Raw genomic sequence first — 22,353 nt, forward strand, 5'->3', positions numbered from 1 at the left:
GTGATGGCCCGCTGATCACTGCCTGCGTTGCTCATGGGGATTCCAATAATGAAAAACCCTTATGCTCCCGCGTTCTGGTGCGTGCTCTTCGCACTGGTGTTGTTATCGGCGACTTACTTTTACGGCGTCATGTTGGCCCATCAACTGGATAAGGCCATGGTGTTCCTCGACAGCGCCTGTGCGTTGATCGCCGCGTTGTCCATTGGCGTGGTGGCCTGGGCCTCCTACCAGGGCCAGCGCACCCAGAAAAAAATCCTCGAACAAGGCAAGACGCGGGTGGCGATCTGGGACACCAAGGTGGCCCTGCGCCGGGTCGAAACCGTGTTCGACCGCTATTTCTGGGGCAGCTACTGGCAGCCTGGGCGCACCTTCCAGGAAGTCATGGGCGAACTGACCGGCACGCCCCTGGAAAAAAGCCTCGAAGCCTTGAAGCAACAATGCGTGGTACTCGACCGACAAGTGGCCGAAGGGCGGCACTGGCTGAACAACGCCCGGGAACTGTCCGACGTCGCCACCGCCATGGCCCGCGAGCGTTACCAACTGGACTTCTACGACCCCAAGGCGGATACGCCGGGCAATGCGGTGATTCACCGCGAGTTTGAAGTGCTGGTGTACACCTGGACGGCGCGGCTGAAGAGTTTTGATCACCAGCTCGACGAAATCGAGATGGAATACTCCTGACCCAGGGCTGAGTCCGGTGGACCTGATAAAACTCAGTGAGTCTTATTGGGGCTGCTACGCGGCCCAACGGGGGCAAGCCCCCTCGCCACAATGTTCCATTTCCATCCCCTGGGCCGCGTTGTTCGCCACAAGAGATTGCAACGAGCCCCCCCGCCAGTGCTAACCTTGCCCCGATTTTCGGCGGGCTTGAGCCGACGCCCCACTTCGGGGTTCAGGGAAGACAGCCCACTTCGCACAGGATTGGATCAGGACACTTCATGAATAAATCAGCCGTTGTACTTTTGGGTTTTGTTGCCGCCGTCGGCGTAGTCAGTGCCGGCGGTGCCTGGTACACCGGCAGCCAATTGGAAGGTGTGCTTAAAACCACGATCGAAGACGCCAACAAGGAGATGGAGCGCTCCCTGGCCGGTGTCGATGGCCGTATGACCCTGGAGATGGTCTCCCTGGATCGCGGCTGGTTCAGCAGCACCGGCCACTTCCGTCTCAAGGCTGAAGGCGCGGTGTTCGGTGAACAGTTCAAAGACAGCGAACTGCTGTTTGTCGACCGTATCGAACACGGTCCGCTGCCGGTCTCGCGCCTGGTCACCCTGAAGTGGTGGCCAGTGCTGGCTACCAGTCACCTGGCCCTCGAGAAGAACCCGACCACCGAAAAATGGTTCGCCGCCACTAAGGACGTTTCGCCGGTCAAAGGCGTCGCCAACATCGGTTTCAACCGTTCGGTCACGGGCAACCTGGAGCTGCTGCCCCTGGAGTACAAGGACGGCACCACCAGCGTCACCTTCTCCGGCCTGAATATGGACTACTTCAACACCGAAAAGGCGACAGAGATCAAGGTCGACGGTTACATGGACGCCCTCAAGGTCTCCCTGGTCGACCCCAAGGGGGCACCGTTCCAGGCAGAGCTCAATGGCTTGACCCTCGCCAGTAACTTGACCAAGAGCAGCTTTGGTTTTTATGTCGGCCAGAATACCGTCGTGTTGAGCAACAGCACGTTCACCTTTGGCCCGGAACAAGCCGTGCTGACCGTCAAAGGGTTCGAGCAGAAAGACAGCAGCGATACCAAGGACAACAACCTGGACGGTCGCGTCGACTACAAAATCACCGAGATCGGTTACCAGGGTAAACCCGTGGGTTCGGCGGCCATGGCCGTGAGCGTCAAGAACATCGATGTGCCATCGACCATGGTGCTGACCAAGCTGTATCAGGACAAGATGCAACCGGTGCAGGCTGCCCAGGCTGCCGGCCAACCGATTCCTGAGCTGCAACTGAGCGAAGCCGAGCAAGTGCTGGCCCAGGCCAACGTTGATCTGCTGCTGGCCGCCAAGCCGCAAGTGGCCCTGGAAAATCTGTCCCTGAAGACCGCCAATGGCGAAAGCCGCTTCAACCTGGTGGTAGACCTGACCAAGCCGTCCACCATGGAGCTGCCGCCGGTTGAACTGGCCAAGCAGATGATCACGCTGCTGGATGCCAACCTGACCCTGTCCAAGCCGATGATCGCTGACGTGGCCGCCCTGCAAGCGCAGATCGGTGGTGTGACTGACCCCAAAGCCATCGAGCAGCAGGCCCAGATGGCCAGCGAGATGGTCAGCGGCATGGCCGTGGGCACGCAACTGGCGACCCTGGAAGGCAACGACATCCTGGCCAAGCTGCACTACGCCAACAATGAAGTGACCTTCAATGGCCAGAAAATGACCGTCGAGCAGTTTATCGGCGGCGTACTGGGCAAGCTGGGTGCGGTCAGCGGCGCGCAATAAGGCTGCCCGACCCGTGTAGGAATACGGTTTGTGTAGGCGCTGGCTTGCCTGCGATAGCATCACCTCGGTGTGTCAGTGAAACAGAGGTGATGCCATCGCAGGCAAGCCGGCTCCCACAGAGGCCAGCTCCCACACAAGCCCCACGTTTGATCTCCACTGGCTTTTAGGACGATTCTGAACAATTGTCCTAATTTGTCCTATTCCATATCCCTCTCAGGGATATTGCGCCCAGGAAAGCTTGGCCGGGTCATCAGACACCGGCGGCCTGATGCGTGTTGTACAGGCGAACCTATCGCTACAGCTTTCCGAGTAAGGAAGCTGACGACATGTTGCGTAATTTCTCTCCCTCTGGCCCTAGCCGCCTGCGTCTACTGATCGGTGCTGCCTTGTTGCTGCCGACCCTGGCCGTGGCCGATCCTGCCTATGATTCCCTGATTCGCCAGGCCCGTACCGGCAACTACACGCCAGCGCTCAACCTGTTGCGCCAATTGCCTGCCGAGCGCCAGACCTCTGGCCAGGTCAGCGATCACCTGTTGATCGCCAGTTGGGCGCGCCAGGATGACGAAGTACTCAAGGTCTATGAGGCCCAGGGGCACCAGCGCCAACTGACCACCCAAGCGTTGACCATCGTGGCCCGCACCTACCGCAATCAACAGCGCTGGGCCCCCGCCGAGGCGGTGTATCGCCAGGCCTTGCTGCGCGAACCGAGCAACCCGGACCTGCAACTGGGCCTGGCCATGACCCTGGCCGATGGCGGCAAAACCGCCGAAGCCGTGCAGCGTGCCCGCACCCTGGTGGCGGCCAAGCCCGAGAATGTCGAGCGGCGTATGGCCCTGGGCTATGCGTTGTCCCGTGCCGGGCAGCCCTATGATTCGCTGTTCGAATTCGACCAGGCGTTTATCCGCGCCGGTAACCAGCCCGAGGTGGTGCGCGAATACCTGATCGCCCTGCAACGTGCACGTATGCCGGAACCGGCCCTGCGCCTGAGCGCCCGCCACCCCGGCTTGCTGGACCCGGTGACCCAGCGCCGCCTGGAAGGCGACCTGGCTGCCGAACGCGTGCGCCTGGCTGAATTCCCGACGCGCAGTGAAAGCGAACGCTTTGTGATCGCCGACCGCGCCCTCAAGAATTACGACCAATTGCTCGCCACCTGGACCCCGGACGCCAGTGCCCATGACGATGTGGTGCGCTGGCGCATCGACCGCCTGGGCGCGCTCAAGGCCCGCGCACGTACCGCCGAGGTGCTCCACGACTACGAAGCCTTGCAAGCTCAAGGCGTGCAACTGCCCAACTACGCCCTGCGCTGGGTGGCCGCCGCCTACCTCGACCAGCGTTTGCCCGAGAAGGCCGCGCCGCTGTATCGCCAGGCAGTGACCGCGTCGGATGCCGACCCCAGCAACCAAGTGGTCGACAGCACCGCGCTGTACTACTCCCTGCTGGAAAACGACCAGACCCGCGAAGCTCGCGCCGTCGCAAACGACCTGGCGAGCACGCAAAGGCCTCGGGTTGAACTCAAGGGGCTGCCCCTCGGTAACCCCAACGACGCGTGGCTGGCCGCCCAGCAACTGGCGGCCCAGGCCGCGACCTACGGCGCCGATCTGCCGACCAGTGAAAAAAGCCTGGAAACTCTGGTGCGCACCTCGCCCGGCAATGTCGGCATGCGCGTGGCCCAGGCGGACATGTTCCGCGCCCGCGCCTGGCCGCGACGTGCCGAAATTGCCCTCAAGAACGCCGAAAACCAGAACCCGCGCCATATCGACCTGGAAGTCTCCCAAGGCTACAACGCGCTGGATCTGCAGGAGTGGCGCCAGCTCGATATGCTCGCCGATGACGTGGTCGCCCGCGCCCCGGACAATCGCCAGGTCCAACGCCTCCAGCGCCTGCGCAAAGTGCATGAGATGGCCGAGCTGCGTATCGAAGCCGAGACCGGTAAAAGCCATGGCGGCGGGGCGGTTGCCGGTAGCCGTGACTGGGGGATCGAAACCCTGCTCTACAGCCCGCCCATCGATGAAGACTGGCGGATATTCGGCGGTATCGGCTACGCCACCGCCGACTTTGAAGAAGGCACGGGCCACCACCGCTGGCAGCGCCTGGGTGTGGAGCGGCGTACCCGTGATATGACCCTGGAGGCCGAAGTCTCCAATCACTCCTACGGCAAAGGCACCAAGCAGGGCGCACGCCTGGCGATTGCCCGCGACATCAACGACCACTGGCAGTACGGGGGCAGTCTTGACTACCTGGCCGCCAGCACGCCGTTGCGCGCGCTCAATGCCAACGTCACCGCCAACGGCGGCAGCGGGTTTATCCGCTGGAGCGCCAACGAGAGCCGTGAGTGGAAACTGGCGCTGAGCCCGTCCCACTTCAGTGACGGTAACGACCGTGTCGAAGCGTCGCTCATCGGCCGTGAGGGTGTCTACCGCTCGCCGGGCGTGCAAGTAGACCTTGGCCTGGAAGTCGCCGCCAGCCGCAACAGTAAGGAAGAGGCCGCGTATTTCAACCCGCGCTCAGACTTCAGCGTGCTGCCCACGGTGAGCGTCAACCATGTGCTTTATCACCGCTACGAAACCCAGTGGAGTCAGCAGTTCCAGGCCGGTGCGGGCACTTACAGCCAGCGCGATTACTCCACCGGTGCCATTGGTTTGCTCAGTTACGGCCAGCGTTATCGCTGGAACGACGTACTGGAAACCGGCGCCAACCTGAGCTGGATCAACCGACCTTATGACGGTGAGCGCGAAAGCGATGTGCGCCTGATCGTCGACCTCACTTACCGTTTCTAGAAGAGTCCGATCATGACCCTTGTTTCCCGTTGCCTGCTGGCCCTGGGTTTTTTGCTGAGCAGTGCCTGTGCCCAGTCCCCCGCGCCTTTTACGCCACCTGCTGAACGACTCAAACCGGTCAACGAAGCGCCGTGGCCGAAAAACCATTTCCTGGGCATTGCCTACCACGATGTCAACGACCGTGACCCCGACCAGAGAGTGGTGGCGGTGCGTACCGAACGCCTGATCGAACAGTTGTCCTGGCTGCGCGAGAACGGCTACCAGGCGGTCAGCGTCGACCAGGTCCTCGCTGCCCGTGCCGGCGGGCCAGAGCTGCCGCCCAAAGCCGTCATGCTCAGCTTCGACGACGGTTATTCGAGCTTTTACACCCGCGTTATGCCGATCCTGCGTGCCTACCGGTGGCCGGCCGTGCTGGCGCCAGTGGGCAGTTGGGTCGACACGCCGTTGAACCAGCCGGTGGATTTTGCCGGCGTGCCGCGTAACCGCGGGGAGTTTCTGACCTGGCAACAAGTGCGCGAAGTGGCGCAATCGGGCCTGGTGGAAATCGCCGCCCACACCGACGCCAGCCACAAGGGCGTGCTGGCCAACCCCCAGGGCAACCAGGAACCGGCCGCCGCCACCCGGCGCTATGACCCGGTCACCCGCAGTTATGAGTCCGAAGCGCAGTTCCGGGCGCGGATGCTCGCCGACGTCGCGGCGATTTCCAATAAGATCCGCGCCGTTACCGGCAAGGCCCCGCGTGTGTGGGTATGGCCGTATGGGGCGGCGGATGGCACTGCTCTGGCGGTGGTGGGTGAGCAGGGTTACCAGATGGCCCTGACCCTGGAGGACGGCCTCGACAACCTCGGCAACTTGATGAGCAGCCCGCGCTTTCTGGTGGACAACGACCCGTACGGTGAGGACTTCGCCAACAGCATGGTCTCGGCGCAGGTCAAAGCACCGATGCGGGTGCTGCATGTGGACCTCGATCATGTCTACGACCCGGACAAGGCGCAGGAGGTGCGCAACCTCGACGCGCTGGTCCAGCGTGTGCTGGACATGGGCGTCGACACTGTATTCCTCCAGGCGTTCGCCGACCCCAAGGGTGATGGCCTGGCGCGTTCGCTGTACTTCCCCAACCGCCATCTGCCGATGCGTGCCGACCTGTTCAACCGTGTCAGTTGGCAGCTGCATACCCGTGCCGGCCTGGTCAAAGTCTACGCCTGGATGCCCGTGCTGAGCTTTGCCCTGGATGCCAAGCTACCCCGCGTCAGCCGCTGGGACCCGGCCACCGGCAAGGTGGCCGTCGACCCGAAACAGTACCAGCGCCTGTCGCCGTTCGATCCCCAGGTGCGCAAAGTCATCGGTGAGATCTACGAAGACCTGGCCCGTACCAGCGCTATCCACGGTGTGTTGTTCCACGATGACGCCGTGCTCTCGGACTTTGAAGACGCCAGCCCCCAAGCCCTGAAAACCTACGCCGCCAACGGCCTGCCGGGCAGCATCCAGGCGCTGCGCGCCGACCCTGAAGTGATGCAGCGCTGGACCCGTTTCAAGAGCCGCTACCTGATCGACTTCACCCATGAACTGACCGCCAAGGTCCGCGCCCTGCGCGGCCCGGAAGTGCTCACCGCGCGCAATATCTTCGCCGAGCCGATGCTCAACCCGGCCAGCGAAGCCTGGTTTGCGCAGAACCTCGACGACTTCCTCCAGCACTACGACTGGACTGCGCCGATGGCGATGCCATTGATGGAAGGTCAGTCACTGAAGAACTCCAACGCCTGGCTGGAAAAGCTCGTGGCCACGGTCAAGGCCCGGCCCGGTGCGATGCAGCGCACGGTCTTCGAGCTACAGGCCAAGGATTGGCGCACTCCAGCCGCCCCGGACATTTCCGGCGTGCAAATGGCCGAGTGGATGGGTGTGCTCAAGCGCCAGGGTGCCAGCAGTTTTGGCTACTACCCCGACAACTTCCTGGAGAATTCGCCGGATCTGAACACCGTGCGTCCGGCCCTTTCCAACAAATGGAATCCTTGACTCATGTTCGACAGAATCCTTGCTCTTCTCGTGTTGGCATTGGTGTTGGGTGTGCCCCTGGGCCTGATCTTCCTGGTCACCGGGCAGTTCCTGATGGAGTTCGTGTTTTTCTACCCGTTGTTCATGTCCGGGCTGTGGATTGCCGGCGGCCTGTACTTCTGGCTGCACTGGGAGCGCCACTGGCCGTGGTCCGATGACACCCCGGCGCCGGTGCTCAAAGGCGAGCCGCTGATCTCGATCCTGATCCCTTGCTACAACGAAGGCGACAACGCCGCCGAGACCATCGGCGCGGCGTTGGCCCAGCGCTATCGCAACCTGGAAGTGATTGCGATCAACGACGGCTCCAGCGACAACACCGCCGCTGTGCTCGACGCCCTGGCGCTGCAGGAGCCACGCTTGCGCGTGCTGCACTTGGCGCAAAACCAGGGCAAGGCCGTGGCCTTGCGCATGGGCGCCGTGGCGGCGCGCAGCGAATACCTGGTGTGCATCGACGGCGACGCCTTGCTCGACCGCAATGCCGCCGCCTACCTGGTGGCGCCGATGCTCGACAACCCACGGCTTGGCGCGGTCACCGGCAACCCGCGCATCCGCACGCGCTCGACCTTGATTGGTCGGGTACAGGTGGGCGAGTTCTCTTCGATCATTGGTTTGATCAAGCGTACCCAGCGGGTTTTCGGGCGGATCTTCACCGTGTCCGGCGTGGTGGTGGCGTTTCGGCGGGCGGCCCTGGACCGGGTCGACTACTGGAGCACCGACATGATCACCGAAGACATCGACGTGAGCTGGAAGCTGCAACTGGACCACTGGAGCATCTTCTACGAGCCGCGTGCGCTGTGCTGGATCCTCATGCCGGAAACCCTCGGCGGCCTGTGGAAACAGCGTCTGCGCTGGGCCCAGGGTGGCGCCGAAGTGCTGTTCAAGAATATTCGCGGGATCTGGCAATGGCGCCATCGCTACCTGTGGCCGCTGCTGTTCGAGTACTGCCTGTCCACCGGCTGGGCCTTCACTTTCCTGCTGTCGGTGATCTTCTGGGGCGTAGGGAAAGTCGTGCCGTTGCCCGAGGCGATTGCCGTCGGCTCGCTGATGCCGCCGGCCTTCACCGGCTTGCTGCTGGCGGTGGTGTGCCTGGTGCAATTTGCCGTGAGCATCATGATTGACCGGCGCTACGAGCGCGGCCTGTGGAAAACCCTGTTCTGGACCGTCTGGTACCCGCTGGTGTTCTGGCTGGTGAGCCTGTTCACCACCCTGGTCAGCTTCCCCAAAGTCCTGTTCCGCCAACATCAAAAACGCGCGCGCTGGGTCAGCCCGGATCGCGGCATCAAGGCACCTGCCAAGGAAGTTAAGCCATGAACCTGATCCGTACCCCACAGCGGCCTGTGATGCAGGCCATTGATATTTTCCTGACCCTGATGGCCTGGGCCGGCCTGGTGATCCTGCTGGTGCGCGGCCTAGTGCCGATGCTCGATAGCAATGGTGGCCCACGCATCGATGCACCGATTTTTGCCGCGCTGAACACCTTGCAGATCTACCTGTGGATCGCCTTGTTCAACGCGGTGTTGCTGATCGTCTGGGCGCGCTACCAACAACGACGCGGCAAGCAATTCGCCCAGCGGCGCGCGGCGACCAAGGCGTTGAGCGACCACGGCTTGAGCGAGAGCTTCCGCCTGGCGGCGGGCGAACTTGAGCAACTGCGCCGGCCGGGGGTGTTGGTGATTCATAACGATCAGGAGGGCGGGGTGCAGGCGGTGACGGCGCATCACTCCCGTGAGGTGCGGCGGCCAGGGTTAAAACTGGTGGTGGGGCAGGAAAACTAGGCGCGTAGGGAAGGCGACCTTTTATTGTAGGAAAATTCGCCAATAGATTTAGGAATACTCCTATTTATCTCGCCTCGGCGGCCCACTGACAATCACGGAGTTGCGCGCCTTTAAACGTTTGATGAGTAGTTGTTCGTTATAAATCAATGGGTTGGCTGTTAATCAAAATGAGGTCCTCGCTCAATTTGAGAGCCTGTGTGCCGACAACCTGTTCGGCGATGACCGCGAACGCTTGCTCAATCTGCGGGAAATTGAGCAGGCCATTGATCAGCTCAAATGATGCAGGTCGTCGCTCAGTGCACGGGCTCAACAGGCTGTTTCGGTTTTATACCTGCTGCCGCGAGATCGTGAGCGGAGCCCCAGTCATACATGGAGTTTTACATGAAGCCAAAGCCGTTTAAAAAAAGCCTGCTGGCTTTAATCGTTGGGGCAATCAGCACTCAAGTGCTGGCCGTTGAAGTGGATGTTGGTCAAGGCAAGAGCACCTGGAGCGGTGAGAAGTTTAGTGAATCACGGACCCTCACCGGAACGGTGACTCAACCCACGAATGTGACCGCTAGCCGAGGCATTAGCAATTGGATGGGGGTGAGTGTCGCTGATACGAGCATTCAGGGCTCGTTGATCAATCGTGCAAATATTAATTTGGATGGTCAAGGGCTCGACATTCACGGGTTCGCCGTGGACCCATCTCTGCAACTGACCGCTAATCCAGGAAGTAGCACCATCACGGGGGATGTTATCCAGGCAGCCGACATCACCCAGAGTAACGGGGCGTTTCAAGCCTTTGAGATCGGCGCTACCAATGTTGGCGGGAGCGTGATCAACTCCGGGACCATTCAATCCACGGCCCCAGTATCCAATCCCTGGACTTTTCGCGATGGCATCCGGTTGCATGGCACCACGGTGGCGGGGGATGTTTCCAACACTGGCGTGATACGGATGATGGGCGTCAACTCGCTTGCTATGCTGCTTGACCGAGGCGGCGTCTTCCCGATCAGCATAGGTGGCAAGATTCTCAACTCCGGTACGTTGTCTGTGACGGGCGACGACTCCTGGGCTTTCGAGGTGGAAACCTCCACATCTCCCTTGAGGATCGAAAACAGTGGCCTGATTTCCGCGAACGGCGCTGCTTCCGCTGGCGTGGTGTTTCATGACGGCACTGTCGATTACATCCTCAATACCGGCACGATCGAAGCAAAAGGCGAAAAGGCTGATGCTTTTGACTTCCACGGAGCAACTTTCGCTCAGAACAGTGCGCCCGGCTCTCGCGGCATCGTCAACCGAGGCACCATCAGTGCCGATGGCGTAGCCATTTATGCAGATATCGACGAGCAAACCTCCCCCTTCGAAATCAACCAGCAAGCCGGCGAAATCCGCAGCAACTCCGGCACCGCCATCGACGCGGCCAACCTGGCAAGCCTGAACTGGACTGGCGGCAAAATCGTCGGTGATGTACTCAACGTCACTGGCGTGAACATCGCAGGCCAGGCCGATTTCACCGGTAAGTACATCCAGAGCCCGGTATCGATCAACTCGGGCTCGTTAAACCTGTCGGACGCCGGCACCACCATCACTGGCGACCTGAATGTAGCCAGCGGCGCCGGGGTTGATATGCGCCTGTCCAACAGCGTGGTGCCGACCACGCCTTACCTGACGGTCAGCGGCGCCGCGAATTTTGCCCAGGCTTCGAAGGTGACCTTGAGCGCCAAGCCCGGTGATTTCACCGCAGCGCCCAGCGGCACCGAATACACCTTGCTGCAAGCCAGCAGCGTGCAGAACAACGGCCTGACGGTCGGCAGTACGTCGTCGCTGCTGGACGTGTTCAGTTACTCGGCTGATGCGCAAACGGTCAAGGCTGTGGTGGGCTTGAAGAGTAATCAGCAGGTGCAAGAGGAGCTGACCAATGTCGGCGCCACTGAGCCGGTTATCACCGCCGTTAACGAAGTGAAAAATGACGTGCTTGGGCAACTGGATGAGAGTGATCCGGTGTTCCAGGCCGTGGCCAACGCCAGCAGCGCCCAGCAACTGGCGCAGATTGGCGAACAGCTCAAGCCTGACGTAAACCGTGGCGCGCTGGACGTGGCCTTGTCCGGGCAGACCGTGATCAACGGCGCGATCCTCAACCGCCTGGCCGGCCAGCGCGATGGCAGCGAGCGTGGCGGCGTGTGGGTGCAAGGCCTGAGCAGCAACATGGACCAGGACGGTCGCGGTGGCGATAACGGTTACTCGGCCAACAGCAGCGGCGTGGCCGTCGGCGTGGACGGGCGTTTGAACGACAGCACCCGTGTGGGTGTGGCGTACAGCTACCTCAACTCCAATATCCATTCGGACCTGGGCAACAAGACTGAGGTGCAGGGCAACGCGCTGTCGCTGTATGGCAACTGGTCGCTGCAGAACTGGTTTGTCGATGGCAGCCTGAGCTATGGCGTCAACGACAACGACAGCAAGCGCCACATCGCCGGCACCACGGCCAAGGGCAGCTACGACAGCCAGGCGTTGTCGGCCAGCGTGATCGGCGGCTACAGCTTCAAAGCGTCGGACAGCGTGCTGATCGAACCGCGTGTCGCCGCGCGTTACTCCAGCGTGCACATGGACAGCCTGCATGAGAAGGGCTCTTCGGCGGCGCTGAACACCGGTTCCCAACGTTACGAAGTCGGTGAGCTGGGCGCCGGCCTGCGTGTGGCAGGCAACCTGGCGCTGGGTGCCGGCACTCTGCAATCGGAAGCGACCGTGATGGCCTATCACGACCTGATGGGGGATCGCGTGGCGCAGACTTCCAGTTTTGTGAACGGTGGTTCGACGTTCAGCGTGACCGGCGCATCGGTGGCGCGTGACAGCTATGAGGCCAGCGTGGGCGTGAACTATCAGGTCTCGGCGTTCAGCGTCGGCGCCAGCTACACCCGTCAGGCTCGCAGTGGGTTTGATGCCGATGGGGTGATGGTTAAGGCGCGGTACGCGTTTTAAGTAGAAAAAACCGGGGGCCAGACCACGATTGAATTTTTAATCGGGGTCTGGCCCTTTTTTATTGCTCGTTTTATGTGCTTTGCAGACTCAACCGTCGCCCAATCAAATCGTAGCCATTGCGTAAGGCTAGGTTTTCCAGCCGTTGGGGAAAACAGGCTTAAACCACGATTCAACCGCTACTGATTGTCTGGCCCCCTATTTGCTTCTTCTTTCATCAAAAAAGGCGGGTGCGTCACCTGACACAACGAGAGCAGGTTGTGACAATTTGCCAGCTCTGTGCATTTGGTGAAAACTCCACTTTAAAAGGCCCCAAGAGTTTGCTGGGCAGGCATGTGCTGTCAGGGAGACTGTTGATCACAGTCTTTACGATGGCCAGTTACCACCAATGGCGATTATTTCTATAAAGGATTGAGATGTTCGAGATAGATCGCGGCAGCAAAGTACTGTTGGTGGACCAGATTCGCAGCGAAATCATCCGCCGCATCGAATCTTTTCAATGGGTGCAAGGCAGCCGTTTACCGTCAGTCAGGGCGCTTTCCAAACAATTGGGCGTGAGTATTTTTACGGTGAGCAGCGCCTACGAGGATCTCGTTGCCCAACAGGTCATCGAGTCCCGGCCTGGTGCGGGTTACTACATTCTTGCGCCCACTGCTCCGGACGTTTCCAAGGATCTGGACAAGATCATTGCGCCATCCAGTTTGCACGCGGGGTTTCTTTACCGGGCGCTGGATCCTTCCCAATACGATATTCCTGTCAGTTCAGGGTATTTTCCACCTGCCTGGTTGGCGGACGCCGTTCCGGCATCAGTGACCGGCCGGCTGATTCGCAGCACGCTGTCTTGTAGTGCCCCGGCGCCTGCTGCGGGCAAGCAGGAGTTGCGTTCGGTGATTGCGCGACAGCTGCGGGAAATACAGATCAATGCCTCCAGCAGCCAGATTGTGGTGACTGTGGGGGCTACCCATGCGTTCTCGCTGATTCGCAGTGTCATGCTTGAGCCTGGTGATTACCTGTTGGTCGAGGATCCAAGTTACCTGCTGCTGCAGTTGCGGCTGATCAAAGACCGGGATTTCAACATCATCACCGTCCCCCGCATGGCAGATGGCCCGGACTTGGAGGCCATGGAGGCCATGTTGATCCAGTATCGACCAAAACTGTTTCTTACCCAGACCCTGATCCACAACCCTACCGGGGGCAATACCTCGCCGGCCAAGGGCTTCAAGATTCTTTCGTTGGCGCAGAAGTATGACTTTCATATTGTCGAGGACGATATCTTCGGTTCGTTATGTGCCCGGCAAACCCTGCGCTTGAGCAGCCTGGATGAATGGAACCGCACCTTCTATATCAGCGGATTCAGCAAGGTACTTAGCCCGGCATTGCGCCTTGGGTATGTGGTGGCGCCGGCGAAGTTTGTCGAGGGGCTGATCGAACAGAAAATGTACAACTTGTTGTGCGGTTCATCACTGGACGAGACGATCGTGACCTACACCCTGGAGTCCGGCCGCTATCGACACCATTTGGATGGTTTGCGCCAGCGGGTGACGCAGGAGCGTGTCCGGGCGCGGGAGTGGTTGGGGAACAAGGGGGTGGTGTTTGACGATGCCAGTGCGCAGGGGGTGTTTTTGTGGGCGCGGTTTCCTCAGCACGTGGATCTACGCCGCCTGATTGAGCGGGCACACGATGCCCGCATTTTCCTGGCGCCTGGATCACTGTTCAGTAACACGCACAATTATGATCAGTACATTCGCTTGAATGTCAGTCATTGCAACGATATCCGGTTCAAGCACTTCATCGATGCCCAACTGGACTGTGAAACTGCGCTCACAGGCAAGACTGAACAAGACGCCTGACCCTCAAGGCTTGATGCGTGACCCGGCATCGTGCGGTGAGTGTTGCGCCGGGTCGAGGTTTCGTTGCCAGCGTTTGAAGTACTCCGCCAGGGTTGCTACCTCTCCCAGGTCTTCATAAGAGTAGATGTTGCCGGTAAGGATCTGCACGTCATCATCGTCGTGGAGCATTTGGATGGATGAATCCTCAGCGATTTCCAATCCATTGACAGCCAAGCTGATGTTGTCGATCCAGTACAACGGTTTCCCGTCCTGGCCGGACCAGACCTGAGCGTCTGCGTAAAACGACTTCAGGGCCAATCCGTTGGTTTTCATGGGCATAGCGTTAACCCCGTTTACGGCTGGGAGTGTTCTTGGCGCCTGCTGATGGATGACATCAGCCGCACTCGGTTAGATCAGACCCCGTGGGTCAGTTTTTTTTCAGCCCTGAAGCGCAGCCGTGTGTAGTCCACCGTCCAATGTCCGCTGGAGTCCAGCAGGTCGCTGGCCAGTTCCTCCGTGACCTCCTCCAGAAACTGCGCGTGTGCATCTACCGGTAAAGCGGCCAAATAGGGGCTGCCATAGGTTTTTATCCATTCGCTGACGGGGTAATCCAGCACCATCGGGCTCTCGAACCAACTGATGAACGTGACGTGGAACCCCACCTGCTCCAACACCTGTTGGTACTCATGGGCGGAGGGCAGATACCAAGGGTCAATGTCCTGCGCATCGACGGACCTGCGTTCCAGGGCCTCATGGATGGCCCGCCGGATCAACAGGGCATTCTTCGCACCGGCAAACTCACCTACAAACCGCCCGCCGGGTTTGAGTGCCATGAAGGCGCCACGGGCTACTTGATCAGCATGACGCATCCAATGTAGGGCGGCATGGCTGAATACCGCATCGAATTCCTGGTGGAAGTAGAGCTCTTCGGCATTGCCCAGTTTCACCTCAAGGTTGCGCGAGCGTGCGGCGTTCACCTTCTCGGGGCTGGAGTCGAACCCCACCACCTCCGCACCCTGGCGAGCGAGTTGTTCACTCCAATAGCCATCACCGCAGCCGATATCCAGCACCCGCTCCCCCGTTTTGATTGCCAGCAACTCGATCGCACCGTTGGCCCGGTGAATCTGCGAACACGGGTTGGTTTCATAAGGCAGGGCGTTCCTTTCCTGCAACTCGAAAAAGGGTTGGAAAAAGCTTGAGGCAGTCATCGGGAGGTCTCCGTTTAGGGGAGGTGATGTGGCTGTCGGGCTGCAAGCCCCTCTAAGCATCACCTTGGGCGAGGTGAAAAAGGGCGCGCCGGTTGCCCGGCGCACGCTTCTGTTCAGATGCGCTTGGACAACCAGACCAGCACGATTACCACGACGCATGCGGCCGGGGTCAACCAGTTCCAGAGCTCACCCATCAGCCAGATCGAAAAGGCAAACGTGAAGAACGGCTGTAGCAACTGCAACTGGCTAATGCGTTGGATGCCCCCCAGTGCCAGTGCACGGTTCCATGAAAAGAAGCCCAGCAGCGAGTTGACCAGCGCCAGGAAGAGCAGGGCTGCTACCCCTTGGCCAGGCAGGTTGGCAATAGCTTCGCCGTCATACAGCCAGAGGCTGACCGGAAGTAACACAGGCAGGCTGATGACTAGGGTCCAGCACATGACCTGCCAGCCCGGCAGTTCCTTGGACAGCGCGCCGCCTTGGGCGTAGCCAAAGCCGGCCAGCATGACGGCACCCAGTAGTGCCAAGTCACCGATGTAGATATCCGAGACATTCGAGTTGATCACGGTATAGGTCATGACCACCAGGAAACCCAGGCTCGACACCACCCAGAACATTTTGGAGGGGCGGGTACCTGTGATCAGCGTGCCGAAGATAGCCGTAGACAGTGGCAGCGCCGCGAGCACCACGCCGCCATGGCTCACGGGAACGTATTGCATGCCAAGGGCGGTAAGGATTGGAAAGCCGTAAACGATCCCGGTGGATGTCAGCAGCATTCGTTTGATTTGCGATCGAGTGGGCAGCTTGGCTCGGCCGAGAATCAGAAATGGAATTGCCGCAAACGCTGCCAGCACCGACCGGAAAAAACCGACTTGCAGGGCGCTCAGATCGCCCGCGAGTATCTTGGCCGCCGGTAGGGTCATCGCGAAAGCTGCGACCGAAATGAGCCCTAGGAAGTAGGCTTGCAAGTCCTGGTTTTTTGATTCTTGAAAGCTGGCGATATTGGTTTGCGTCATGGGACGTTTCCTTTGGTTTCGCCGGTGGTGCATCCGCCCATGCGGGTGGATGCGCAGGCCGGTCAGATCTGTTTGTTATTGAGGTTGGGTTTATCCAGGGGGCTGGTACTCAGGAAAAATACCAACGATGAACGTGTGCCACTTTGTACCTTGCGTACCCCATGGGGGATTTCGCAGCGATTGATCAGCACATCGGCATAGCCGGTTTTAAACTGCGACTCCTGGCCTTCATGCTCGATAAAGAACTCACCGCCTTCGTATTGCCTGCCGAACTGAATGACCACCGAGTAGCGATATTCCAGGTTGCTGTAGGTATCAATGTGCTTACCGATATAGTTGCCAGCCTCCAGCAGGTTGGATTGGCAACGGCGGATAAAACACTCTCCCTCCATGATGCCGTTGAAAAACTCACGGCTTTTACCTGACGAGAGAATTTCCACCACCCGTTCGCCATACGGTGTGTTCCGGTACACGGGCAACTGGCCTTTTTGGTCTTCCATGAAGCGCCCAACCGCCAAAAAGTTTTCTTCGCCCACATCGCCGATTTTAATGATGGTTTTGGGGATGACCTGGCACGCGGTCTCCAAGTAGTCGATATCTTCATCTGAGAACAGTTGTGAAGCCTTGAGGCGTGCGTAGGCGTCGGTGTGCAACTGTTGATTGGCTGCTTGAATCGTCTCTTGCATGGTCAGGCTCCTTGAGAGGTGGAAGTGGGGAACGGGCAGTTATGAGTGTCCGAGACAGTGGTTTCGAGAGGGCCGAAAGGCTCCTGCACACCTCGGCACAAGTGGTCGCGAATCAGATACAACCCGGCCATGAACCCCCAGACTTCCAGGAACGGGCCATAGGGCGAGGGTTGTTGCTCGAGACTGGCGCGATAGTTGGCGATGTGCCGGAAGTGCACGTTGGGGCGGCGGTGATGCGCGTCATGGTTCGGCAAGTCTTGCGGGTACACATACATCCGCACGGGGATGTCCAGGCACACGCACTGCAAACCCCAGATCAGATGGGCGATGATGCCGCGCTCCGGCGGTTTGCGGCCCTGGTAGCGACCCCAGGTCAGGCGGCCGTAGTGGTCTTTTTCGCTGCGCCGGGCGTCCCGTTGATAAAACCAAAGGTGCTCGGTAAACAATTGCAGCCACATGGAGTGTTCAAACAGCACGGCGCGAGGAATCACGTACATCAATGCGAAAGCAGGTAACCCGCCCGTCGCCCACAAAAGCACCAGCACCACCCCCCAGAAGCACCAGCGAAACAGCGCTGCGCGGCGGTCAAGACGCACGAAGCAGTCAAGCCATGTCTCCCGCCATTGACGCAGCAGATAAGTAGGGCGAAACGGGGTGCAGCACACTCGCAACCAGTACGCTGTTTCAGGCATTCCCGGGTAGAACCCTTGCGCCCGGATAAAGCGTTGGTCGGGGTCCTCGTCAGAACACAGCACGCGGATGTTGTGGTGCTCGCGCACATGGCTCTGGTTGTAGGTGTCCCAGTCCTGATAGAGCAGCGGTGTGGTCAGAAATAACCTGGCGTAGCGCTGCGCCCGTGTCTTGTCCTTGAGTACGGCACCGTGGGTAAGGTAGTGAAAGGTGGCTTGCATGCTACGCAGGCGATTGACCATCAAGACCCAGGCCATCAGTACCAGCAGCACCGCAGTAGCGGGTTGAAAAGCACCCTGCAGAACGGCCTGGCCGAGCATCACCAAGGCGATCATCACGGCCCATGTAAAGCACAGATGAACCACCAGGTAGCATTCCCCGGTCTTCTCCATTTCACGCTGCAACACCTGCGCTGTCCGCGCCTGACCCTTACCGGTCAGCCACGTCCAGAGCCCCTGAAAGGGCAGGTGGGCATAGGCCGCTCGAACATCGCCCCGTGGCCCGTACTGACAGTAGTGAGTGTGGTGACGTGCACCTTGCCCCGGACTCATCAGTAGACCCTGGTCAAGTAGAGGACGGGGATGGTGCTGTACAGCCAATAGAATGGCTGCATGCGATTGTGATCGGCGCCGATTACTATGGGGTTGGTCCACTGCTGGGCAAACACTTTGCCAATCGCGGCGTACTCCGCTCCCTGGGCATATAGCACCTGCATCAACTCTTCATTACTGCGCTGCTGATGCCAGGCCTGATAGAGCGCCAGCCTCGCATTCAAGATCGCGGCGTAGTCCAGATCGTTGTCGACGATGCAACCGTTATCTCCGATCGCCAGGCGTTGCTGGGCCTGCGCTGTCAGCGCGTTCCAGATGTCCTCCCCACCCGCTGCCTCGGCGATCATGATCGTCTCGGTGTCCCGCCCCAGGCGGTCGAGGATTTTCTGCTGGCTGACTCGCAGTTTGTGGGCGAAACCTTCGCGTGTTTCCTTGAGGCGGCTCAACGTACGCTCGTCGAACCCTTCAAAATCCCCGGCTGCGATGGCGATGCGTGTCTCAATGCCGTGTTTTTGCAACACTGCCTGTAAGTCGGGCAGGGTCTTGACTACACGTCCGGCCACCAGCCCGATGCCTTCGCCCAAATAATCGAAGGTGTAGCGAAGTCGCCCGTTTTTGTTCTCGTAGCCATAATCAGGGCATACGGGGGAAACCAGCGTGACGATTTCTCCGGCAAGCCCCTTGGCCAGGGTCTCGGCGAAACGCGCGATAAAGTGAGGCGCCGATTGGGCGAATGACAGCCGTTTAAACGCCTGCTCCAGGTCCACCACCAGAGCATCTGGCAGCGCTCGCATGGCCGGATAACGTACTTTCAAGGCTGGCGTTGTCGCGGTGTTGTCGTTTACCGCACAGAGCAGCAAGTTCAACAGCGACGGGCGGCTTTGATTGATATACGGCTTGTTCAGAACCAGCGTTTTCTTGTTTTGATGTGTGCGCACTTCCCACTGGAAGCCAGGAAACTTTGACTGGATAAAACGATAAAAGGGCATGTAGCGAGGAAGCCCCGTAACCACATCATCCGAATGTTGAAACTGTGCATATACGGCCGACAGTTTTGTAACTTCTTCTTCGATGCAAAGTGCCTTGACCAAGTCGGATGGCGGCATTTGAGAAAGCGATATCGGCGACAACACACGCTTGCTGATAAGTTTATGCGTAAGTTTGTTTCTGACGTAATAGTGCGCGAGAGATTGGCTCATAGGTTCACCGGTACGAAAGTTCCTGGTCGGCAGGCATTAGTTCAATACTGTTGATGTTGACGTGTTGCGGCTGCTGCAGGGCCCAAAGAACAGAATTTGCAACATCCATTGGCTCAAGTGGCGTCAGGGAGCTATACGCCCGGTCAGCCAGGGACTGGTCGCCTGCACATTGAACCAGGGCAAACTCCGAGCGGGTTTTGCCGGGCGCGATGTTGGTCAGGCGCACTTTAGTACCGACCAACTCCGTACGCAGGCACCGGCCAAAGTGATCGACAAATGCTTTGGAGGCGGCATAAACGTGCCCGCCTTTATAGTGATAATGAGCACCGATCGAAGTCAGGTTGATCACATGCCCGCAGCCACTTTTTATAAGTGCTGGCAATACGGCCCGCGTGACATTGATCAAGCCGTGAATGTTGGTATCCAACATGGTTGATACATGCTCGTCCGAGACATCCAACAGTGTGCCCTGACCCTGGATCAAGCCTGCACAATTGATAAGTTTGCTAATGTCTGCAAATTCAGCAGGAAGGCCTTTCAGGCAAGTCTTGAGCTGTGCACTGTCCCGAACATCATTGGTCAACGGATAGAAGTTTTCGCGCAGCTCATCGGCTATTGCAGATAGCCGTTCGGTACGACGCCCGATGCCAACGACCTTGTTGCCCTGCGCGATCAACTTTCTGGCACATGCCAGCCCAATGCCAGATGTCACCCCCGTTACGACAACCGTCACGTCACTGTTCAATTGAAGCCCCTTTTGATTGTGGTTTTTATGGATAACTGGAGAGCAGACGCGTCGGTGCCTAGTGAGCTCCCGCAGATTAGAAAGCATCCCAGGCGATGTACCGGTACGGCGATGAGGGGGGGCAGCAAACTGTCTGGTGCTGCGACCATGACAGTTGAAGGGGGCTATTTTTGGCGTTCGTGAGGGCGGCACAGCCGCGAAGGCAGATCTGTGATGCCATTCCCGTGCGCGACCCTCTAGGAGCCGACCCGGCGGTGGTCGTTAGCGATGACGCTGGGCAACTGACAGTCGGCGGCGCTGTAACGGCCGTTATCGCTGGCAAGCCAGTTCCACGTGAGGAGGTGGTGTCAGGGGGGGGGCTGCGATGCCTGTCGTCAGAAATGGGATCCAATTCACACAATAGCCGCGAACTTTTCCGCTTATTTGGCTACTAACCCATCTCGGCACAACATTGATGGCTAACTAATGGCAACTTTCAAGTTGTGCCGAAAGCTGTATCAAAACTGATACCGCTTGTCGGAATAAAAATTCCGAATACAAGCATTTAATTGTTGCTGATAGTTTTTATCGTTATTAATCAGCAGCTTACGGGTGATTTAATTTCTAGCTTCAACTGGCCGGGAGTTTTGGCTGGGTGGAAGTTCGATGTTAGTTTGCCGCCCCTTGTTACTCGATGGATCGAACATGCCTTCGTTATTGCCACGGATTCGGTATTCCCTGTGTATTGCCCTGTTCGCCCTCTGTGGGTCAAACAGCGCAGTGGCCGCGACTTCGCCTGGCGATCAGGACCTGATCCGCGAGCGGCAAAACCGCCTGCTCGAAGAGCAGCGCCGGCGCCTCGAAGACCTCAAGGAATTGCCCGGCAAGGAAGTCAAACCCACAGCGCCCACCGCCCCGGTGGATAACCGTTGTTTCCCGATCAAGACCATTGAACTCAAGGGCGCTGACAGCCTGTCCGCCACCGAGCGTGAGCGCTTGATCAAGCCTTACATCGACCAGTGTCTGGGCGTTTCCCAGCTCAATCAACTGCTCAAGGCCGTCACCGATCACTACATCGACAAGGGCATGGTCACCAGCCGTGCCTACTTGCCGCAGCAGGATTTGTCCAAAGGGCATCTGCAGGTGCTGGTGGTCGAAGGCAAGCTCGAAAGTTTGCAAGGCGCGGATAACAGCAAGCTCTCGGCACGCGAGTTGGCCATGGCCTTTCCTGGCCAAAACGGCGACCTGCTCAACCTGCGGGAAATCGAGCAGGCCATCGACCAGCTCAACCGCTTGCCATCCAACCAGGCCCAAATGGAACTGGCCCCCGGCGAAGCCGTCGGCGGCAGTTCGGTGTTGGTGAAAAACAACCCGCAAAAGCCCTGGCGCGCCAGCTTGTCGCGCAATAACGACGGGCAAAAAAGCACTGGCGAGCAGCAGTGGGGCGCCGGCCTTGAGTGGGACAGCCCCCTGGGCCTGGCGGACCAGTTGGTGTTGCGCGGCGGCCATGATGCGATCAGCGATCACCAGAAAACTTCGAAAAACGGCATGTTCTATTACAACGTGCCGTGGGGCTGGTGGAACTTCAGCTACACCTACAGCGAGAGCGATTACCGCGCGTTGGGCCAGGCCGATACGTTCAGCTTCAAGCAATCGGGTGACAGCCAGAACCACCAACTGCGCGCCGAGCGCGTGGTGCATCGTGATGACGTGAGCAAGACCTCGGTCAACGTCGGCCTGGCTCACCTGCGCACCAATAACTATGTGTTCACCACCCGCCTGGACAGCAGCACTCGCCTGAGTGAAATGCAGGTCGGCATCAACCACGGTCGGCGGGTCGGCAGTGCCTTCGTCAACATGGATTTGGGCATGCAGAATGGCATTGGCCTGCTCGATGCCCAGTCCCAGGACGAACGCGGCGAGTTTGGCAGTCGTCAGCCCAATTCGCGCTACCGCAAATACACCGCCACCGTCAGCTACCTGCAGCCGTTCACCTTGTGGGGCGAGTCGTTCAGTTTCACCAGCCTGGCCACCGGCCAACGCAGCGAAGACATACTGTTCAGCCCGCAGCGCATGAGCCTGGGTGGCTCATCCTCGGTGCGCGGCTTCAAGGACCAGCAACTCAACGGTGACAGCGGCGGCTACTGGCGCAACGACCTGCGCTGGGCGCGGCCGGTGCTGGTGGATTGGTTGCGCCCGGCCTTCGGCGAGTACGGCGTGAGCCTGGGTTACGACCAGGGCGTGATCCGCAATGACCGCTACAACGACACTGTCCACGGCCGGGTTTCCAGCAACTCCGTGGAGCTGTTCGCCCGTGGCAAGAATGTCAGCACCAGCGTGACCTTTGCCCATTCTTTGGAACGTCCGGCAGTGATGAGCGAGCGCGAAGCGCCGATCTACTTCCGGATGGATTTCTACCTGTAATTCAACGCCTAGCCGCATCGAGAATTTGA

The 22,353-nt window shown here is 59.3% G+C and carries 17 protein-coding genes; 10 read left to right on the forward strand and 7 right to left on the reverse strand.

Annotated elements, in window-relative coordinates; all coding sequences use genetic code 11:
- The first annotated feature begins 48 nt into the window (after nucleotides 1-48).
- The 9 genes from PSFL_RS16565 (at nucleotide 49) to PSFL_RS16605 (ending at nucleotide 13,850) form a co-directional block, all read left to right on the forward strand.
- A complete protein-coding gene (locus tag PSFL_RS16565) occupies nucleotides 49-681 on the forward strand; it encodes a hypothetical protein (RefSeq protein ID WP_057438948.1) in 633 nt (210 codons plus the stop codon).
- Nucleotides 682-938: 257 nt separating this feature from the next.
- Nucleotides 939-2,435, forward strand: a complete 1,497-nt coding sequence (locus PSFL_RS16570; RefSeq protein ID WP_057957945.1) for a YdgA family protein — start codon at nucleotides 939-941, stop codon at nucleotides 2,433-2,435.
- Nucleotides 2,436-2,761: 326 nt separating this feature from the next.
- Nucleotides 2,762-5,212 carry a poly-beta-1,6 N-acetyl-D-glucosamine export porin PgaA gene (pgaA, locus tag PSFL_RS16575; RefSeq protein ID WP_397470283.1) on the forward strand — a complete coding sequence of 817 codons (2,451 nt, stop codon included), beginning with the start codon at nucleotides 2,762-2,764 and terminating at the stop codon, nucleotides 5,210-5,212.
- Between the two features lie 12 nt (nucleotides 5,213-5,224).
- Nucleotides 5,225-7,225, forward strand: a complete 2,001-nt coding sequence (gene pgaB / locus PSFL_RS16580; protein WP_397470284.1) for a poly-beta-1,6-N-acetyl-D-glucosamine N-deacetylase PgaB — start codon at nucleotides 5,225-5,227, stop codon at nucleotides 7,223-7,225.
- A 3-nt stretch (nucleotides 7,226-7,228) separates the two neighbouring features.
- A complete protein-coding gene (pgaC, locus tag PSFL_RS16585; RefSeq protein WP_057438950.1) occupies nucleotides 7,229-8,575 on the forward strand; it encodes a poly-beta-1,6-N-acetyl-D-glucosamine synthase in 1,347 nt (448 codons plus the stop codon).
- A complete protein-coding gene (pgaD, locus tag PSFL_RS16590; protein WP_057438951.1) occupies nucleotides 8,572-9,039 on the forward strand; it encodes a poly-beta-1,6-N-acetyl-D-glucosamine biosynthesis protein PgaD in 468 nt (155 codons plus the stop codon). Before pgaC ends, pgaD begins: the two co-directional genes overlap by 4 nt.
- A gap of 151 nt (nucleotides 9,040-9,190) precedes the next feature.
- Nucleotides 9,191-9,319, forward strand: a complete 129-nt coding sequence (locus PSFL_RS16595; protein WP_170059505.1) for a hypothetical protein — start codon at nucleotides 9,191-9,193, stop codon at nucleotides 9,317-9,319.
- A gap of 101 nt (nucleotides 9,320-9,420) precedes the next feature.
- On the forward strand, nucleotides 9,421-12,003 hold the full coding sequence (locus PSFL_RS16600) for an autotransporter outer membrane beta-barrel domain-containing protein (protein ID WP_397470285.1): 2,583 nt from the start codon (nucleotides 9,421-9,423) through the stop codon (nucleotides 12,001-12,003).
- A gap of 413 nt (nucleotides 12,004-12,416) precedes the next feature.
- A complete protein-coding gene (locus PSFL_RS16605; RefSeq protein WP_289141299.1) occupies nucleotides 12,417-13,850 on the forward strand; it encodes a PLP-dependent aminotransferase family protein in 1,434 nt (477 codons plus the stop codon).
- A gap of 3 nt (nucleotides 13,851-13,853) precedes the next feature.
- Here the strand turns inward: PSFL_RS16605 and PSFL_RS16610 are convergent, their stop codons facing one another.
- The 7 genes from PSFL_RS16610 to PSFL_RS16640 form a co-directional block, all read right to left on the reverse strand.
- On the reverse strand, nucleotides 13,854-14,018 hold the full coding sequence (locus PSFL_RS16610) for a hypothetical protein (RefSeq protein ID WP_198831067.1): 165 nt from the start codon (nucleotides 14,016-14,018) through the stop codon (nucleotides 13,854-13,856).
- A 224-nt stretch (nucleotides 14,019-14,242) separates the two neighbouring features.
- Nucleotides 14,243-15,037, reverse strand: a complete 795-nt coding sequence (locus PSFL_RS16615) for a class I SAM-dependent methyltransferase (RefSeq protein ID WP_397470286.1) — start codon at nucleotides 15,035-15,037, stop codon at nucleotides 14,243-14,245.
- Nucleotides 15,038-15,150: 113 nt separating this feature from the next.
- Nucleotides 15,151-16,050, reverse strand: coding sequence for a DMT family transporter (locus PSFL_RS16620; protein WP_057441728.1), 900 nt, complete (start codon nucleotides 16,048-16,050; stop codon nucleotides 15,151-15,153).
- Between the two features lie 62 nt (nucleotides 16,051-16,112).
- Nucleotides 16,113-16,736 (reverse strand): 2OG-Fe(II) oxygenase, encoded by a 624-nt coding sequence (locus tag PSFL_RS16625; RefSeq protein WP_057957953.1) that lies wholly within the window; start codon nucleotides 16,734-16,736, stop codon nucleotides 16,113-16,115.
- A gap of 2 nt (nucleotides 16,737-16,738) precedes the next feature.
- On the reverse strand, nucleotides 16,739-17,977 hold the full coding sequence (locus PSFL_RS16630) for a hypothetical protein (protein WP_397470287.1): 1,239 nt from the start codon (nucleotides 17,975-17,977) through the stop codon (nucleotides 16,739-16,741).
- Entirely contained in the window at nucleotides 17,977-19,176 is a 1,200-nt protein-coding gene (locus PSFL_RS16635) for a hypothetical protein (RefSeq protein ID WP_169990441.1), read from the reverse strand. Before PSFL_RS16635 ends, PSFL_RS16630 begins: the two co-directional genes overlap by 1 nt.
- Before the next feature lie 4 nt (nucleotides 19,177-19,180).
- Nucleotides 19,181-19,921 (reverse strand): SDR family NAD(P)-dependent oxidoreductase, encoded by a 741-nt coding sequence (locus PSFL_RS16640; protein ID WP_198831065.1) that lies wholly within the window; start codon nucleotides 19,919-19,921, stop codon nucleotides 19,181-19,183.
- A gap of 684 nt (nucleotides 19,922-20,605) precedes the next feature.
- On the opposite strand from PSFL_RS16640, the gene PSFL_RS16645 reads away from it, so the two are divergent.
- Nucleotides 20,606-22,324, forward strand: coding sequence for a ShlB/FhaC/HecB family hemolysin secretion/activation protein (locus tag PSFL_RS16645; RefSeq protein WP_057957957.1), 1,719 nt, complete (start codon nucleotides 20,606-20,608; stop codon nucleotides 22,322-22,324).
- Nucleotides 22,325-22,353: the final 29 nt, after the last annotated feature.

Source organism: Pseudomonas sp. DD1, from assembly GCF_044510355.1.
GTDB classification, from domain to species: Bacteria; Pseudomonadota; Gammaproteobacteria; order Pseudomonadales; family Pseudomonadaceae; genus Aquipseudomonas; species Aquipseudomonas shahriarae.